Annotated in this window: 12 protein-coding genes, 1 pseudogene and 1 riboswitch; of the genes and pseudogenes, 6 read left to right on the forward strand and 7 right to left on the reverse strand. The window is 60.9% G+C overall.

Going from position 1 to position 15,884, the window contains the following annotated elements:
* Nucleotides 1-35 precede the first annotated feature (35 nt).
* From PYR65_RS17840 to PYR65_RS17850, 3 genes are all read right to left on the reverse strand, one after another.
* Nucleotides 36-1,103 (reverse strand): extracellular catalytic domain type 1 short-chain-length polyhydroxyalkanoate depolymerase, encoded by a 1,068-nt coding sequence (locus PYR65_RS17840; RefSeq protein WP_276118943.1) that lies wholly within the window; start codon nt 1,101-1,103, stop codon nt 36-38.
* Between the two features lie 345 nt (nt 1,104-1,448).
* On the reverse strand, nt 1,449-2,201 hold the full coding sequence (locus tag PYR65_RS17845; protein ID WP_276118944.1) for a crotonase/enoyl-CoA hydratase family protein: 753 nt from the start codon (nt 2,199-2,201) through the stop codon (nt 1,449-1,451).
* Between the two features lie 30 nt (nt 2,202-2,231).
* Nucleotides 2,232-4,013, reverse strand: a complete 1,782-nt coding sequence (locus PYR65_RS17850; protein ID WP_276118945.1) for an acyl-CoA dehydrogenase — start codon at nt 4,011-4,013, stop codon at nt 2,232-2,234.
* Between the two features lie 205 nt (nt 4,014-4,218).
* Here PYR65_RS17850 and PYR65_RS17855 point away from each other — a divergent pair, with 205 nt between their 5' ends.
* A complete protein-coding gene (locus PYR65_RS17855; RefSeq protein ID WP_276118946.1) occupies nt 4,219-5,211 on the forward strand; it encodes a transporter in 993 nt (330 codons plus the stop codon).
* A gap of 73 nt (nt 5,212-5,284) precedes the next feature.
* Here PYR65_RS17855 and PYR65_RS17860 read toward each other — a convergent pair whose 3' ends face one another.
* Entirely contained in the window at nt 5,285-5,734 is a 450-nt protein-coding gene (locus PYR65_RS17860) for a BA14K family protein (protein ID WP_060636449.1), read from the reverse strand.
* A 154-nt stretch (nt 5,735-5,888) separates the two neighbouring features.
* Here PYR65_RS17860 and PYR65_RS17865 point away from each other — a divergent pair, with 154 nt between their 5' ends.
* Nucleotides 5,889-6,902, forward strand: a complete 1,014-nt coding sequence (locus PYR65_RS17865) for a glycoside hydrolase family 25 protein (RefSeq protein WP_276118947.1) — start codon at nt 5,889-5,891, stop codon at nt 6,900-6,902.
* 129 nt (nt 6,903-7,031) lie between these two features.
* Nucleotides 7,032-8,702, forward strand: coding sequence for a calcium-binding protein (locus PYR65_RS17870; RefSeq protein ID WP_276118948.1), 1,671 nt, complete (start codon nt 7,032-7,034; stop codon nt 8,700-8,702).
* Nucleotides 8,703-8,860: 158 nt separating this feature from the next.
* Here the strand turns inward: PYR65_RS17870 and PYR65_RS17875 are convergent.
* A pseudogene (locus tag PYR65_RS17875) lies at nt 8,861-10,032 on the reverse strand (IS481 family transposase); the annotation flags it as partial.
* A gap of 140 nt (nt 10,033-10,172) precedes the next feature.
* Here PYR65_RS17875 and PYR65_RS17880 point away from each other — a divergent pair.
* Both PYR65_RS17880 and PYR65_RS17885 read left to right on the forward strand, forming a co-directional pair.
* Nucleotides 10,173-10,502: a hypothetical protein gene (locus tag PYR65_RS17880; RefSeq protein ID WP_276118949.1), complete on the forward strand. Its 330-nt coding sequence runs from the start codon at nt 10,173-10,175 to the stop codon at nt 10,500-10,502.
* Nucleotides 10,429-12,051 (forward strand): phosphoethanolamine transferase, encoded by a 1,623-nt coding sequence (locus PYR65_RS17885; RefSeq protein ID WP_276118950.1) that lies wholly within the window; start codon nt 10,429-10,431, stop codon nt 12,049-12,051. The genes PYR65_RS17880 and PYR65_RS17885 overlap by 74 nt, the downstream gene beginning before the upstream one ends.
* Before the next feature lie 179 nt (nt 12,052-12,230).
* Here the strand turns inward: PYR65_RS17885 and PYR65_RS17890 are convergent, their stop codons facing one another.
* Together PYR65_RS17890 and PYR65_RS17895 are read right to left on the reverse strand one after the other, a co-directional pair.
* Entirely contained in the window at nt 12,231-13,328 is a 1,098-nt protein-coding gene (locus PYR65_RS17890) for a hybrid-cluster NAD(P)-dependent oxidoreductase (RefSeq protein WP_276118951.1), read from the reverse strand.
* A 1-nt stretch (nt 13,329) separates the two neighbouring features.
* Nucleotides 13,330-14,580 (reverse strand): aromatic ring-hydroxylating oxygenase subunit alpha, encoded by a 1,251-nt coding sequence (locus PYR65_RS17895; RefSeq protein WP_276118952.1) that lies wholly within the window; start codon nt 14,578-14,580, stop codon nt 13,330-13,332.
* A gap of 126 nt (nt 14,581-14,706) precedes the next feature.
* Nucleotides 14,707-14,904: riboswitch (cobalamin riboswitch) on the reverse strand.
* A gap of 353 nt (nt 14,905-15,257) precedes the next feature.
* Here PYR65_RS17895 and PYR65_RS17900 point away from each other — a divergent pair.
* A complete protein-coding gene (locus tag PYR65_RS17900; RefSeq protein ID WP_060636455.1) occupies nt 15,258-15,863 on the forward strand; it encodes a DUF6656 family protein in 606 nt (201 codons plus the stop codon).
* Nucleotides 15,864-15,884 lie beyond the last annotated feature (21 nt).

Genomic DNA, 15,884 nt, shown 5'->3' on the forward strand with positions numbered 1-15,884 from the left:
TTTCGGGGCTTTCCGGGTGATTGGGCCGCCTGCCGTTAGAGCATTGACGGCTTCTTCAGACCCCAGGCGGTTGCCAGATGCATGGAGGAAGAAATGCCGGCATCGAGCATGTAGGGACCGGGCGTATCGGCCTTGGCGCGCGAGGCGGGCCTCGGTTTCAGCGGCGTTCCGTGGCCCATGCCGTCGATCAGGTAGAGTTCGACAGCGGTCCTGCCGTCCTTGTCCTTCCAGACGCGATGGACATGGCCATCGACGTCGTTCTGCGCATAGGCATCGATCTTCAGGCCATGCACATCCAGCCATTGCTGCACCAGCGCCTCGGCGTTGGAGAGGGAGACGGTATGATCCCTCGTGCCATGCCAGATCGACACTGTCGGGAAATCGCCGGTGACCGGCGACGCTGCGCGCACGAGGTCGCCCCATTCCTGCCCTTGCCGTTCCGGCGCGGATTTCATCGCAGACAGCGCGCGGTGGACGTCGCGGGCCGCGCCATAGGGAAGGCCGGCGATGACGCCGCCGCCGCGAAACACGTCGGGATAGGTTGCCAGCATCGCCGCCGCCATCGCGCCGCCGGCCGAGAGCCCGGTGACGAAGACCCGCTTGCGGTCGATCCCATGGGCCGACGCCATCTTGGCGACCATCTGGCGCACCGACATCACCTCGCCGCGATCGCGGGTGACGTTGCTCGGGCGAAACCAGTTGAAACAGAGATTGCCGTTGTTGGAGCGCTTCTGCTCGGCATAAACGACGGCAAAGCCGCGTTCGCGCGCCAGGGTCGACCAGCCGCTGCCGAGATCATAGGCTTGCGCCGTCTGCTGGCAGCCATGCAGCACGACGACGAGCGGGGATTTTTTCGGCAAGTCGGCCGGGACATAGCGCAGCATGCGCAGGCGGCCGGGATTGCTGCCGAATGCCTTGACCTCCTGCAGCCCTGCCGCCGGTTTGGCTGACGTCCGGGCTTTAGCAACCGGCGCTGCTGGCGATGGTTTTGCGGAGGGTGCCAGCGCCTTGCGCGTCACCTTGACGGCCTTGGCGAGGGTCTTTTCCCAACGGCGATGCTGCTTGAGCATGTCGGACAGGGAAAACTTGAAACGAGACCGCATGGACAAACCCTTGTCTGCCGGCATTCTCCCAATGCCGAAATTCCTCCACGCTATGGGTTTCAATATGGAGCACAGCCTGCGGTCCGGCAAGGGAGCGGGGTGGACTATTGTGGAAGTCAGCTCCGCGTTTGCGGCATCACCCCCCTCTGTCGGCGACGCCGACATCTCCCCCGCAAGGGGGGAGATTGGCCGATGGCTTTGTGGCCTCAAGGGAAAAGAATGATCTCCCCCCTTGAGGGGGAGATGTCACGCAGTGACAGAGGGGGGTGAAGCAGCATATTCCGAGTTCGCGGCCCCCTCATCCGCCCTTCGGGCACCTTCTCCCCGGCGGGGAGAAGGGGAAGGTCAACGGCGCATGAAGGCTTCGAAGGCGGCGCGGGCTTCGGGGCTTTTCAGCTGGGCGGCGAAATGCTTGGCTTCCTCGTCGATGCGCGCCAGCACATCGGAGCGGTCGCCGCGGATGAGATTGCGGGCGATGCGGAGTGCTTCCGGTGGCTTTTTCGCAAGGTTGGCGGCGAGCGCCAGCACCTCTTCCTCGATCGCATCGGCACCGGCGATCTTCCAGATCAGCCCGGCGTCCTGCGCCTCAGCGGCGGTGAACGGCTCGCCGGCGGCGAGAAGCGCGAAGGCGCGCTGATGGCCGGCAATGCGCGGCACGAGCAGGCTGGAGGCAGCTTCCGGCACCAGCGCCAGATCGACGAACGGCGTCCTGAAGGTCGAACGCGCGGAGGCGATCGTCAGGTCGCAATGGAGATGGATGGTGGTGCCGATGCCGATCGCCAGGCCGTCCACGCCGGAGACGATGGGTTTTGCGGCACTGGCAAGCGCCTTCAGGAACGTGATCACTTCCTCGCCCATCGATCCGCCCATGGCAAAGGCCATGAAATCGGTCATGTCGTTTCCGGCCGAAAAACAGCCGTTCGTGCCGAGAAAGGCGGTGACGCGGATGGCATCGTCGCTTCCGGCGACCGTCAGCGCATTGGCCATCTTGGCATACATGTCCCGCGTGATGGCATTCTTCTTGGCCGGGCGGTTGAAGCGGATCACCTGAACGCCGGGATAGGTTTCGGGCCGCTCGATCAGAACATCATCGGTCATATCCATCTCCTTCAATCAAGCCGTTTTCAATCAAGCGAGCGCGATCCGGGCGGCGGCAAGGCTTGGCCCACCCGTCACAATGCTGTTTTTCAGCGCTGCCGTTTCGGCCAGAAGGTTTTCGGCAGCAAACCGGCAGAGCGCAATGCGGACATCCCGGCCCCCATCGCCGGCTTCGGCCAGCCCGCCCTTGGCGAGATAGACGCCTGTCAGGGTGAGGCCGAACAGCCGCTGATAGGCGGTGGCGCCGGCAAGCGCATCGGCGGACTTGCCTTCGGCAAGCTGCGCCAAAAGCCATTCGGTCGCCTCTTCCAGATCGGCGATCGCATCCTCAAGACGGCTGCCGGTTTCGCCGAAACCGGCCAGATTGGAGGCGCCCACATCGGAGGCAACGGCTTTCAATTCGGCAATGAAGCCACGCACATGCGCGCCATCCGAGAGAGGCAGCTTGCGGGTGACGAGATCGATCGCCTGGATGCCGTTGGTGCCCTCATAGATCGGGGCGATCCGGGCGTCGCGCAGATAGCGCGCGGCACCGGTCTCCTCGATAAAGCCCATGCCGCCATGGACCTGAATGCCCATCGAGGCGGCGTCGACGCCAACATCAGTGCCGAAGGATTTGGCGATCGGCGTGAGCAGGCTGGAACGCTCCTGCCAATGGCGGGCCTCGTCGCCTTGCGACACATGCGCCCGGTCGACCGCACGGGCACATGTGAGCGCGATGGCACGGGCGCCCTGCGTCAGCGCCTTCATGGTGAGCAGCGTGCGGGCGATATCCGGATGCTCGATGATCGGGCTCATGCCCGTGCCCTTCCAGCCCGGCGCCTTGCCCTGCGTGCGGTCGCGGGCATAATTGAGCGCATGCTGGGTGGCCGCATCGGCCATGGCCACGCCCTGGATGCCGACGGCAAGCCGCGCATTGTTCATCATCGTGAACATGCAGTTGAGGCCCTTGTTTTCTTCGCCGACGAGATAGCCGACGGCGCCCTTCTCATCGCCGAACCGGCCGTCGCCATAGACCATGGTGCAGGTCGGCGAGGCATGGATGCCGAGCTTGTGTTCGAGCGAATGGCAGAACAGGTCGTTGCGGGCGCCCAGCGATCCATCCGCGTTGACGAGGAATTTCGGCACCAGGAACAGCGAGATACCGCGCGTTCCCTCCGGCGCACCGGCGATCCGCGCGAGAACCAGATGGACGATGTTGCCGGTGACCTCGTGGTCGCCCCAGGTGATGAAGATCTTCTGGCCGAAAATCCGGTAGGTGCCATCATCGCGGCGCTCGGCGCGCGTTTTCAAGACGCCGAGATCGGAGCCGGCATGCGGCTCCGTCAGGTTCATCGTGCCAGTCCATTCGCCGGAGATCATCCTGGCAAGGAACGTTGCTTTCAGGTCTGCAGACCCATGTTTTTCCAGCGCATCGACGGCACCCATGGTCAGCATCGGTGCCAGCGCAAAGGCCATCGAGCCGGCATTCCAGAATTCCATGGCCGCGATATGCAGCATATGCGGCAGCGCCTGGCCGCCGAATTCCTCGGGCGCGGTCAGGCTGTTCCAGCCGCCTTCCGCCCAGTTGCGGTAGAGTTCGGCCCAGCCTTCCGGAACCTGAACCTGGCCGTCGACCAATTTGGAACCCTGCTTGTCGCCGATATCGGCAAGCGGCGCGACCTCTTCGGTGGCAAAACGGCCGGCTTCGCCGACGATCGCATCGACCAGGTCCTCGTCGAGATCGCCGAAAATACCATCGGCGAGGTCCTCACTCAGCCCGGCCACATGTTTCAGCGTGAATAGAATTTCCTCAACCGGTGCCTTGTACATCGCCGTCTCCTCCTGCACTCACCTGACAACATTGCCATGCATCCGTCCAGCAATGGCTTTCAGTCCTGGTCCCGAAATTATTGATTTTTACGTAAACGTCAATATTCGATTGGCGATGCTTATCCAGGCGCCCGCGCAAGTCTGTAACAAAACTGTCATGAAACCCGCATACAGCGAAGTCTGGCCTCTGCCGGGATCCTGCCGCATGAATCTGATTTCCTCCGAAATACCGGGGCTCGTCTGGGCCTATCGCTTTTTGCCGGGCGAAAGCCGCTGCGCGCGGATCGCAGCCGATTCGTCGATTGATGCGCTGATGGAGGGCGAAGGCTGGGTCTGGTTGCATCTGGCGCTGAGCGATGCGCGCACCCCTGCCCTGATCGAACGCATCACCACCTTGCCGCAAAATGCGCTCTCGACCTTGACCAGCCATGACACGCAGGCCGCCGTCACCATTTCCGACAATATGGTCTACGGCACGCTGGTCGATTTCGAGCGCACCTTCGATGCGGAGACCAAAACCATCGGCTGGCTGCATTTTGCCGTCACTGAAAAGATCATTATCACCACGCGGCTGCATCCGCTGCGCAGCATCGACCGGGTCAAGGCCGCCGTCGAGAAGAATGCCCGCTGCGCCCGGCCGATCGACCTGTTCGAGATGATGGTGGTCGAATTTCAGCGGACGCTGATCAGCCTGGTGCTGGAACTGACCGAAGAGCTCAATATCATCGAGGACGATGTCTATGGCGAGGCCGGGCACAACCACCAGCCGCGTCTGGCACCGCTGCGGCGGACTGCCGTGCGGCTACACCGGCACCTGCGCACCTTGCTGGCCCTGCTGCGGCGCGCCAGCACATCGGAGGAAGACGAAGTTCCCGATGGGTTCATCGATGGTGCCGAGCGGCTGTCGGACAGACTGGAAGCGGTGGATCGCGATGTCTTCGCGCTGCAGGAACGCGCCCGGCTTCTGCACGAGGAGATCGACAGCAAGCTCTCATCCGAGACCAACCGGCATCTCTATATTCTCTCGCTGATGACGGCCTTCCTCTTGCCGCCCACGCTGGTCACCGGCTTTTTCGGCATGAACACCAGCGGGCTGCCGTTTGCCGAGGGCATTCATGGCACGCTGCTGGCCGGTTTCCTGATCATGATGTCGATGGGTGTGGCCTGGACGATCCTGAAGAGGATCGGGATTCTGTGACAGCCCCCATTTCACAGAAAAAAGGCCGGAGACAAAAGCCCCGGCCTGAAATTGTGCTGATCGAAGTTTAAGCTCAGTAAGGTGAATTGCACTGGCGGCGTGGGCCGTTATTGGGCTGATAGGTGTTGTCGTAGGCGCGGTAGCTGCGATAGCGGTTGGCGCACCATTCGACATGGCTTCCACCATAACGCATGGGCGGCTGGGCAACCGCACCCCCGATGATTGCGCCGGCAGCAAAGGCGCCCAGCGGGAACCATGCGCCATTGTACTGACGGTAGCCCGGACGGTAGCGGTTATAGCCGCGATGACCGTTGTAATAGGAATATCCACCCCGGCGGTAATAGCCCCGGCGGTTGAAGTCGCCGTCACCACGGCGGCGGTACTGAACGGAATCAGCGTCGGTGACGCGTTCAGCCTTGACCGGAACAGGGATACGCGTGAAGGCCTGCGACGGCGTGAATGAGGTGGCCAGCAAAACGGCTGACAGCGCCAGCGATGCCACTTTTAAATTGAAAACACCCATCGGGTTCCTCCATCACTTGCTATTGGACTGCATTGTCGTGGGGTGGAACGATTTCAGGTTGTTTTTGTTCCGCCCGCCAGCAATTAAACAGCGCAATGCGTTGTGCGCCCGGCATGTTAACGCTTGGTAAACCATCTTTCCGCACCCTCCCTGGATGGAAAAGCGCCGGAAAGCACATTTGGGCAGGTTTTTCCGCCTCGCCGCATGCCTCGGCGTTGCGTTGCTTTTCGGCGGCGGTCTTCTTGCGCCATTGAAACAGGCGCTGGCCCGCGATCTCATGCCCTGGAAAACTGCCAGCCACGCGCTTGTCTTCGACGCATACGAGCTGAACATCATCGACTGGGACGCAATGCTGAAAGACAAGCGCATTGCCGGCTTCATCTCCAAGGCATCGGACGGATTGCCGGAGAGCTTTGCCTGCACCGGTGATCACGCCGGTGATACGGTGGCGCACTGCAAGACGATGTGGCGCAAATATGCCGTCAGCCGCGAACTCTACCAGACACGGCGACTCATCGCGCGGGCAAGCGGCCTGCTCTGGGGCGCCTATCATCTCGCCCGCCCCGGCAATCCGGTCGATCAGGCCAACCATTTCCTCGACTATGCCGATCCGCGCGACGACGAGCTGATGGTGATCGATATCGAGGGCATCGATCCGGAAAAATACATGTCGCTGGAAGACGCGGCGATTTTTGCCGGGCATATCAAGACCCGCACCGGGCGCTATCCGATGCTCTACACCAATCACGCCACAGCCAGCTATATCGCCGCCAACCGCGACCGGTTCCCGCTCCTGTCACGCCTGCCGCTCTGGTATGCCCGCTACAAGCCGGGCATCCGCAACGTCTTTCCAATGGGCAACTGGGATGACTATGCACTCTGGCAATTCTCCGCCGCTGCCAATTGCGGCAAGCGGCATTGCCCCTACCGGGTGGCGGGCACGTTGAGCGATATCGACGTCAATGTCGCCGCGATGAATGCCGCAGCGCTGAAGACGATCTGGGCGAAAGGCGAACTGGTGCCGGAAAAGCCGATGGACAAACCGCTGATGATTGCGTCCGGCAAGGCCGAGTCTTTCTCCGGCTCCGGTTCCGGCCTTGGCACAAGCATCGACGTGACCGTGACGGGGTCGATCGCCAAGACCTTCATACCCTTTGGCCTTCGCTAGAAATCGCTATTGTGGTGTTACCGCGAATTTACCATAAGAGCGGAAATGCAGTGTCCGGGATAACCTTGTTTACCCGTTTTGCCGTATGAGACGGTGAACCAAATCAATGACACTGCACATGAAGAGCAGATGACCGAAAAGATCGTGATCAGCACCAACCGCACCACGCAGGTGACGGTTCTTGAAACCGACAGCGTGTTTATCCTGAACAAGGGGATCACGCTGAGCACGGACGCGACCGCCATCCTCGCCACCGGCACGGCGGCGCTGCGCGATTTCTACATCAACGGCACGGTGCTTTCAGCCTCCAGCTACGCCTTCCAGTTCGGCACGACCGAAGTGACCGACAGCAAAAGCCAGTTCGTGGTCAGCAAATCCGGCGTCGTCAAAGGCAGTGAATACGGCCTCAAGATCGACAGCGGCGGCCTGGAACTCATCAATGACGGTACGGTGGCGGCACGGCTGACAGCGATCACGATCGCTGCGGTATCGACCAAACTCGTCAATACCGGCCTGATCGACTCCTCGGCCGGCATCGGTATCACCTCGTCCGGCAGCAATGCGGAAATCATCAATCACGGCACCACGCATGCGGCGCTGGACGTGGTGCAACTGCGCGGTGCCTCGGCTATTCTCACCAATAATGGCGAGTTGCGCTCCGACAAGGGCTCGGCGATCTTTTCCAGCGGCAAATCGGCTGTCTTGACTAACCACGGCACCGCAACAGGCGTTGGGACCACCATCGCTTCCTCCGGCGCCAATGCGACGATCACCAATGACGGCGCTGTCATCTCCACCAAGGGCGGCGCGATCGCGGCATCGGGCGCTGTGGCGATCATCACCAATAGCGGCGACATCACCGCGCTGAAGAATGCCATCACGCTCACCGGCGATGACGGCAAGATCACCAATAACGGCCTGATCAAGGCCTCCGGCTATGCGATTGCCGTCTCGGCCGACGATACGATCATCACCAACAACAAGACAATCACGGCAGCCGGCGGCATCAAGGTGGCCGGCGCCGGCGAGACCGTGACCAATTACGGCACGATCACCGGGACGCAGGCATCGCTGGCCACGATCGATTTTTCGGCCGCGAGCAAATCGACCCTGCAGAATAGCGGCCTGATCAAATCGGCCGGCACTGCATTCCTGGGCGGCAACGGCGCCGATTCGCTCTTCAACAAGGGCACCATTACCGGCGACATCAAGCTGGGCAATGGCAACGACTATTTTGACGGCACCGGCGGCAAGGTCAACGGCACGATCTATGGCGGCAGCGGCAACGACGTCTATGTGATCAGCGACGCCAAGATCAAGATTTCGGAAAATGCCGGCGGTGGCACGGACCTCGTGAAATCGACGGTATCCTTCACGCTCGGCAACAATTTCGAGAACCTGACGCTGAATGGCGCGGCCGCCATCAACGCCACCGGCAACGCGCTGGCCAACCAGTTGCATGGCAATAGCGGCAAGAACATCATCGACGGCAAGGCCGGAAACGATATTATCTGGGGTCATGGCGGCAACGATATCCTGACCGGCGGCGCCGGTGCCGATCAGTTCGTCTTCGCCACCAAGGACGGCAAGGACACGATCACCGATTTTGCGGCAACCGGCTCAAACCACGACATTCTCGACCTGACCGGGCTTGCCAGCATTACCGACTACAAGGACCTGGTGAAGAACCATATGAAACAGGTCGGCCACGACGTGTATATCGATGGCCTGAACGGCGACAGCATCCTGTTGAAGAACGTGAAAATGTCGGCACTGGATATCCACGACTTCCTGTTCTAGCAGGATGCTGACAAACCCTGGATTATTCGCAAGAGCGAGACCTCATCCTCCCTCATCCCCGCCCTTGTGGCGGGGATCTAGCGACCCGACGTCCGTCGGGTCAAAAGACTTTTCAACTCAAGGACTTGAGTTGGCTGGATCCCCGCCACGAGTGTAAAGCCCGGAGACATCCCTGACAGGTGTTCGGAGACATGCTTTACACATTTGGCTGGGCATTGAGGTCGATGGTCGCGATCTGGGTGGCGCCGAAACAGACGCTGTAACGTCCGTCTCTTGCGCGCGGCCTGAGTGCGACGGTCTCGCCGAGGAAGGCCGAAGGCACGGGCCAGAGGCGGTCCTTGAAGGATATGTAAGCTTTCGTGGTGCCAACCCGGCGCAGGATTTCGTCCGCCGCATAGTCCGGCTGCGGCAGGGTTTTTGGAAAGCTGCGCGCCGAGGGCGTGTAGCGGCTGGCCGGGACCTTGAAGTCGAGGGCCTGATGGGGACGCTCGCGATTATAGACATGCCGCCAGCGATCCAGCGCCTGTTGTGCCTGATCAAGGCCATGAAGGGTTGCCAGCGAGAACACTTCGGCCTTCAGCGTCCTGTGGAATCGCTCGTTCTTGCCGCGCGCCTGCGGATGATATGGGCGGGCGTGCAGGGTGTGGATGCCCAGCTTGAGCAGCCAGACGGTCAGGCATGTCCATCGCCCAGGGACGGCACAGCCCCAGGGCGAACCGTTGTCGACATAGATCGCGCAGGGCAAGCCATTGCGCCGGAATGCTTTTTCCAGCCGCGCCTGGACAGTGTCAGCGCGTTCGTCGCCACAGGCTTCCAGCGCCACGGCAAAGCGGGAATGATCGTCGATAACCGTCAGCGTGTGGCACCAGCGGCCGCAGGAAAGCTTCAGCCGGCCCTTGAAGTCCATCTGCCACAACAGGTTTGGCGCCTCCTTCTCGAAGCGCTCATAGGCCTTGCCCGGACCCGCATCGGTGGCAATGCGCCCGTGCCGCTTGAGCACGGCATGCACGGTGGATGCCGCCGGTACGCCAGACATTCCGGCCTGGCGCAAGCAGGCGCAGATCTTGCGCGCGCCCCAGGCGGGATGCGCATCACGCACCGCAAGCACGGCCGTTTCGATCTCAAAGGGCGAACGGCGCGGACTTGTGAAGGGCCGCCGGGACCGGTCTGCCAGCCCCTCCAGACCGGAAAACCGCCTCAGCCAGAGATAACCGGTCTGCCGGCTGATATCAAAGCGCCGGCAAAGCTCGGCCACATTGGCCCCCTCACAGGACGCAAGCATCACAAAGTCCTGCCGCTGATCCACAATCGACACATCCCGCCAAACCATCCGCCCGACCTCCTTTGCCAAACGGCAAAAGTGTCAGGGATGTCTCCGAACACATGTCAACTATGTCTCAAGGCCATACAACGAGGGCGGGGATGAGGGGAATTTTGCAGTTCGCTCAATGTCCCGAGTGACCTGCAGAATTGCTGGATGATGCCTTTTTCAGCAGCCTGATAGAGCCTTGGACGATCGATGAGGCTGCAAGCGGTGACGGCCCGCGCCAGGGGCGTCGCCAAATTGCCTCGATTGGCGCGTTTACCGGTCTTACCAACCGAACTGCAAAAGCTGCGAACGTTCAGGCTCCTGTCAGCAGGCGAGCGCAAGAAAAAGGGATCGTCACCCTCTTTGCCTTGATTGCCGGAGCCCATCTTGAATTTTCGCTCTCTCCAGCGGCCCAGCATGGGCAGCATACCGCTCAGCCTGCTCACCGTTCTCTTCATTCTGTGTTTCCAGAACCTGACGTTCTGGAATGAAGCCTTTTATGTCTTCGGCGGTTTCCACCTCAGCTTCTACACATTCGTGGCGGCCATCAGTCTCCTGGTCTTTGCGGGCGTGGTGGTGTTTTCGGTCAAATACCTGATCAAGCCGGTTCTGGTCTTCCTGTTGATCGCAGGCGCAATGGCCTCCTACTACACGGATTTCTTCGGTGTGGTGATCGACAAGGAAATGATCCGCAACGCCGTGGTGACGACGCCGCAGGAAGCCGGTCCGCTGATCACGTTCAAATTCCTCCTGCACATTTTCCTCTACGGTATTCTGCCCTCTTTGGTGGTCTGCCTGGTGCGGATCCGGCACCGTCCTTTCTTCAGCAAGTTTTTCGTCAATCTGGCGGTCATCTCGCTTTGCCTGGCGCTGTGCGTCGGGCTGATCGTCTCGAATTATTCGGGCATATCCTCCAGCATCCGGCAGCATCGCGACATGATGGCCAAGCTGACGCCGTTTGCAGCGATCACCTCGGCGATTGGTCTGGGCGTCAGCACCTATCGCGAGATCGGCATCGTGCGGGCGCCGCTCGGTACCGATGCCAAGCTTGGCCCGCTCACTGCAAAGGCCAACAAACCCGTCGTCACCATCATCGTCGCCGGAGAAACCGCACGCGCGATGAACTTTTCCCTCAACGGCTATGCGCGGGAAACCAATCCGGAGCTGAAGACGCTGGGAGTGACGAACTTTACAAAGACCACTAGCTGCGGAACGGCAACCGCCGTATCCCTGCCTTGCATGTTTTCCGTCTATGGCCGCAAGGACTATAGCGACCGCAAGGGCCGCTCCACCGACACGCTGATGGACGTTCTGCGCCGCGCGGGCATTGACGGCTACTGGTGGGACAACAATACCGGCAGCAAGGGCATCGCCGATCTCATCAGCTTTGCCAGCCTGACCAAGCAGAAAAACAGTCCGCTCTGCAAGGAGGACGGCTGCCTGGACGATATTTTCCTGAGCAAGCTTGATGAAAAGCTGGCCGGCACGACCAAAAACACCGTTATCGTGCTGCACCAGCTCGGCAGCCACGGCCCGTCCTATTATCAGCGTTATCCGGAGGAATTCCGCCGCTTCCAGCCGGATTGCCGCACGCCGCAGCTCTCCGATTGCTCACGCGAGGAGATCGTCAACGCCTATGACAATTCGATCCTCTACACCGATCACAACCTCGCGGAAGTCATCAAGCTTTTGAAGAAGCACCAGGATACGGTCGACGGGGCGATGATCTATATGTCCGATCATGGCGAATCGCTTGGCGAGAACGGAATGTTCCTGCATGGCGCGCCCTACATGTTCGCCCCTGTCGAGCAGACCCATGTGCCGTTCATCGCCTGGTTCTCCGAACAGTATGCCCAGCTGACAGGCCTTGATCGCGCCTGCCTCAAGGCCCGCGCCGACACGCCCACCTCGCACGACAATCTGTTTCATACCGTTCTGGGCATGATGGACGTTGTCACCAAGGTCTACAATCCAGCGCTTGACGTGTTTGCCGCCTGCCGCTCAAGCGCTGGTGCACCTGCGGCTGTGCCGGAATCCTGATGTAGTGAACCCGGCCCGACATATCCCTATCCCGGTTGCCGTCGCCCCTCACCCTGGCCCTCTCCCCGCTTGCGGGGAGAGGGGACGACAGAGGTTGCCGCAGGTCCCTTCTCCCCGCGAGCGGGGAGAAGGTGCCCGACAGGGCGGATGAGGGGCTTTTGCCCCCAAAAAAGAGGCCATTACGCCTCGATCTGCACGTCTCCGATCGGGCGGGAACAGCAGGCCAGGATGTAGCCTTCGTCGATTTCGTCGTCGAGGATGCCGCCATTGTGGTTCATATCGACTTCCCCGGAAATCTTCATCACCCGACAGGTGCCACACAACCCGCCCTCGCAGGCGGCGCCGATGCGCACGCCGGCGGAACGCGCCGTCTGCAGGATGGTCTGGCCGGGCTGACACTTGGCCTCCTTGCCGGCCATGGTGAAGGTGATGGTGGCAACCGCCGTCGCATCCGCTTCGCCGGCACCGGCGCGGATGGCAAGCTCTGCCGGATCCGGCGCATTAGCCGGCTGAAAGCTTTCCTCGTGATAGCGGTTCATGTCGAAACCGACGCTTTCCAGCATGGATTTGACGCCGCGCATGAACGGTTCGGGGCCGCAGCAGAACACGGTGCGCTCGCGGAAATCCGGCGCCAAGAGCGCCAGCTTCGATGTCTCGATGCGGCCACGCAGCCCGTGCCAGCTGTGGCGCGGCGCATGCGTCTCGACGATGAAGCCGAGATTGAGATTGGGCATGTTGCGAGAGATGTTTTCCAGCTCGTCGCGGAACAGCAGATCGTCGGGCTGGCGGGCGCAAGACAGGAACGAAACGTCCGTCTGCGGAGCGCAATCGGCCATCCAGCGGGTCATCGACATCATCGGCGTGATGCCGGAACCCGCCGAGATGAACAGGTATTTTTCGCCGGGATGGCGCACGAAGGAGAAATCGCCGAGCGGGCCGAATGCCTTCAGCTTCATGCCCGGCTTCAGGTTTTCAAACATCCAGCGCGTGCCGATGCTGGATGCCTGGGCCTTGACGGTCACGGCGATGGAAAACGGCCGTGACGGGGTCGAGGACAGCGTGTAGGTGCGCATCACCGGATCATCCGGCGCTACCGGCAGTTCAAGCGTGACGAACTGGCCCGGCAGATAGCGGAACCAGCTGTCCTTGTCGGCCTTGAAGCCGAACGTCATCACATCCGGCCCTTCGGCGGTGACGGAAATGCATTCCAGCAGTTGCTGGCGGTCGTTGAACGGCTGCAACTCGTCGAAGTGCCGGAAGGATGAAGCAATCGTCATGTCAGGCGACCCGGACCAGAGGGGTGGAGATGGACTTGCCCTTCAGGCGCTCGGCCATGAAGTTGGTGTACCACTCGACGAACTGCATCACGCCGCCTTCATGCTCCGGCGAATAGGGGCCGGGCTGATAGGCGGGCGAGCGGATGCCGAACGCGTTTTCCTCGACGATCTGGCGGTCCTGGTCGTTGGTCTCGGTCCAGACATGCGTCAGTTCGTCGATCGTATAGTCAACGCCTTCGACGGCATCCTTGTGCACCAGCCATTTGGTGGTGACCTGGGTGAGTTCGGGGCCAAGCGGCAGGACGCGGAAAGTGATGGCGTGGTCGGCCAGCACATGGTTCCAGGTGCTTGGATAATGGAACAGGAGCAGCGTGCCGATCTGGCTCTGATTGACATCATCAGACAGCTGGCGCTTGACGGCGCGTTTGCCGGACATGGTGTAGCTTTCGGCGCCTTCGATCAGCGGCATGCGGGCAACGCGGAACTGGCCGGTGTGATCGATCTTGAATTCGCTCGGCAGGCCGGAGGCTTCGCAATGGGCCCAATGGGCGGCGATGACCGGATCATCCTTGGCACCCTGCACGCCGGTGGCGGTCGGGGCTTCCGGATAGGTGCGGCAAAGCTCGGGGTGGTTTGCCGCGCAATGATAGCATTCGCGGTTGTTTTCCCAGACGAGCTTCCAGTTGCCCTTTTCGATGATCGTGCTTTCGAAGGCGACCTTGGTATCCTTCAGATTGTGCGGCGTCAGATAGGACGAGACCATGTCGCGCACCGGCTGGAAATCCATCGCCTCGTCAGCCAGGCAGATGAAGATGTAGCCGCCGATGGTTTCGCAATGGATCGGCTTCAGGCCGTGCTGGTTCTTGTCGAAATCCTCGCCCATCTGGCGGGCAAACAGAAGCTTGCCGTCCAGCTCATAGGTCCACTGGTGATAGGGACAGACAAGCTTGGCGGACGAACCCTTGGCACCGGCGCAGACGCGCGAGCCGCGGTGGCGGCAGGAATTGTGGAGCGCGCGCACGGTGCCCGTACGGTCGCGGACGATGACAACAGGGTATTCGCCGACCTGCACGGTGACATAATTGCCGGATTTCGGGATTTCGCAGTCATGGCCGATGAACAGCCAGTCCTTGTACCAGATCTCCTCCATATCGAGCCTGTAGAGATCCGGATCGGTATAGAAGGCCTGTTCGAGACTGTGGGTGTCCCGGCGGTTCGTCAATTTGCGGAGGACTTCACTGCGGAGATCCATGGTCATTTCCCTTGTGCTCGCCAACGTTCTTTTGAAGGTTGCCGCAGGCAGGAAAGGAACCGCCGCCGCGCCGGGAGAGCGCGTGGATATAGTGGTTCTCCTTCCGGCTGCCCGCCGCAACCCAGATATCAATTTCATCACAAGGCTGGTTTCCGGGCTCTGGAGCTGTCCTTGCGGACGATCCCGGCGCCTTCCCGGATTTCTCCAGTGGCCTTTTGCCGAGGTTTCGCTCCACCACCGTTGCGGGGGCAGCGCCGGATTTCGACCGGCTTCCCAATTCTCCGCCCTCCCTATAAAGGCGGCACCTTGAGTGTCTTCATCTAATCCTCACGCCCACGAAAACAGCCGCCGATTAACGACATCCGATTCCAGAATGACGACACGCAACAGATTGCGCGGCGGCAAAGCTCGCCTGTCTATTTTATAAGCATAAACAAGGCGATCTGCCGGATTTGGATCAAAATCCGGGTTTTCCGCACAACGCTTCGGCAATCGGCCAGGATACGGCCTCTTTGCGACATCGCCCGCCACACATACGCGCCTTGCCATGTGCCGGTTTCGCCACGAAAGATTGATGCGCCGAAAGACTGCATTAACCATAACCGGGTAACCTCGTCGCATTCGCGATTAGCCCCGCAATGCGCGCCACGCATTCCACCGCAGTCTGGTAGAGGCCGATGTCAAACTTGAGATATTTCGATGCCGCCAAGGTCAAGGAGCCGGCCCCCTCGCCGAAGGCGGCGATCTATACCGAATTCCTGCGCACCGGGCGGATCAACCGGAACCATCAGCAATGGAGCGCGGCCGAAAAACGTTACCTCACCCATCAGGAAGTGGCTGTGCGCACCGGCAAGAAGCTCGAGGCTGCCGGCACGGTCACGCATGACCGGATCAACGGTTTCCATCGTTCGATCCGCTTTCCGAAACTGCTGTTTCACCGCACGCTCGCCGATAGCCCGCATCTCGGCTATTGCCATGTCACCGCCGCCAGAACCCGGTTTGCCAAGTTCGAGGATGTGCGCTGGTCGTTCTATATCGCCAATTTCTTCTCCGATATCGGCGACGACCAGCATTTCTTCGAGAAGATCAAGCTCGGCTATTCGCGGATGTATTTCGCCGTCGCAACCGAGATGGATGCCGAGGCCGGCAAGCTGACCGTCAATCGCGCCGTGCATGACAACGGGCTGCTGTTTCGCACCCGCGACCCCAAGGAAGCGCTGAAGAACGTGCTTTTGCTCGGCGCCCGCAATGCCGAGCTTCGCAAGATCATCGGCAGCCTCTGACCGCATCAACCTTCGAATGCG

Origin of the sequence: Pararhizobium qamdonense (assembly GCF_029277445.1) — a bacterium.
Classification (GTDB): domain Bacteria; phylum Pseudomonadota; class Alphaproteobacteria; order Rhizobiales; family Rhizobiaceae; genus Pararhizobium; species Pararhizobium qamdonense.

Coding starts and splice junctions, on each gene's coding strand:
- PYR65_RS17840 (WP_276118943.1), bottom strand. CDS start 1,103: ATGCGGTCTCGTTTCAAGTTTTCCCTGTCCGACATGCTCAAGCAGCAT.
- PYR65_RS17845 (WP_276118944.1), bottom strand. CDS start 2,201: ATGACCGATGATGTTCTGATCGAGCGGCCCGAAACCTATCCCGGCGTT.
- PYR65_RS17850 (WP_276118945.1), bottom strand. CDS start 4,013: ATGTACAAGGCACCGGTTGAGGAAATTCTATTCACGCTGAAACATGTG.
- PYR65_RS17855 (WP_276118946.1), top strand. CDS start 4,219: ATGAATCTGATTTCCTCCGAAATACCGGGGCTCGTCTGGGCCTATCGC.
- PYR65_RS17860 (WP_060636449.1), bottom strand. CDS start 5,734: ATGGGTGTTTTCAATTTAAAAGTGGCATCGCTGGCGCTGTCAGCCGTT.
- PYR65_RS17865 (WP_276118947.1), top strand. CDS start 5,889: ATGGAAAAGCGCCGGAAAGCACATTTGGGCAGGTTTTTCCGCCTCGCC.
- PYR65_RS17870 (WP_276118948.1), top strand. CDS start 7,032: ATGACCGAAAAGATCGTGATCAGCACCAACCGCACCACGCAGGTGACG.
- PYR65_RS17885 (WP_276118950.1), top strand. CDS start 10,429: ATGGGCAGCATACCGCTCAGCCTGCTCACCGTTCTCTTCATTCTGTGT.
- PYR65_RS17890 (WP_276118951.1), bottom strand. CDS start 13,328: ATGACGATTGCTTCATCCTTCCGGCACTTCGACGAGTTGCAGCCGTTC.
- PYR65_RS17895 (WP_276118952.1), bottom strand. CDS start 14,580: ATGGATCTCCGCAGTGAAGTCCTCCGCAAATTGACGAACCGCCGGGAC.
- PYR65_RS17900 (WP_060636455.1), top strand. CDS start 15,258: ATGTCAAACTTGAGATATTTCGATGCCGCCAAGGTCAAGGAGCCGGCC.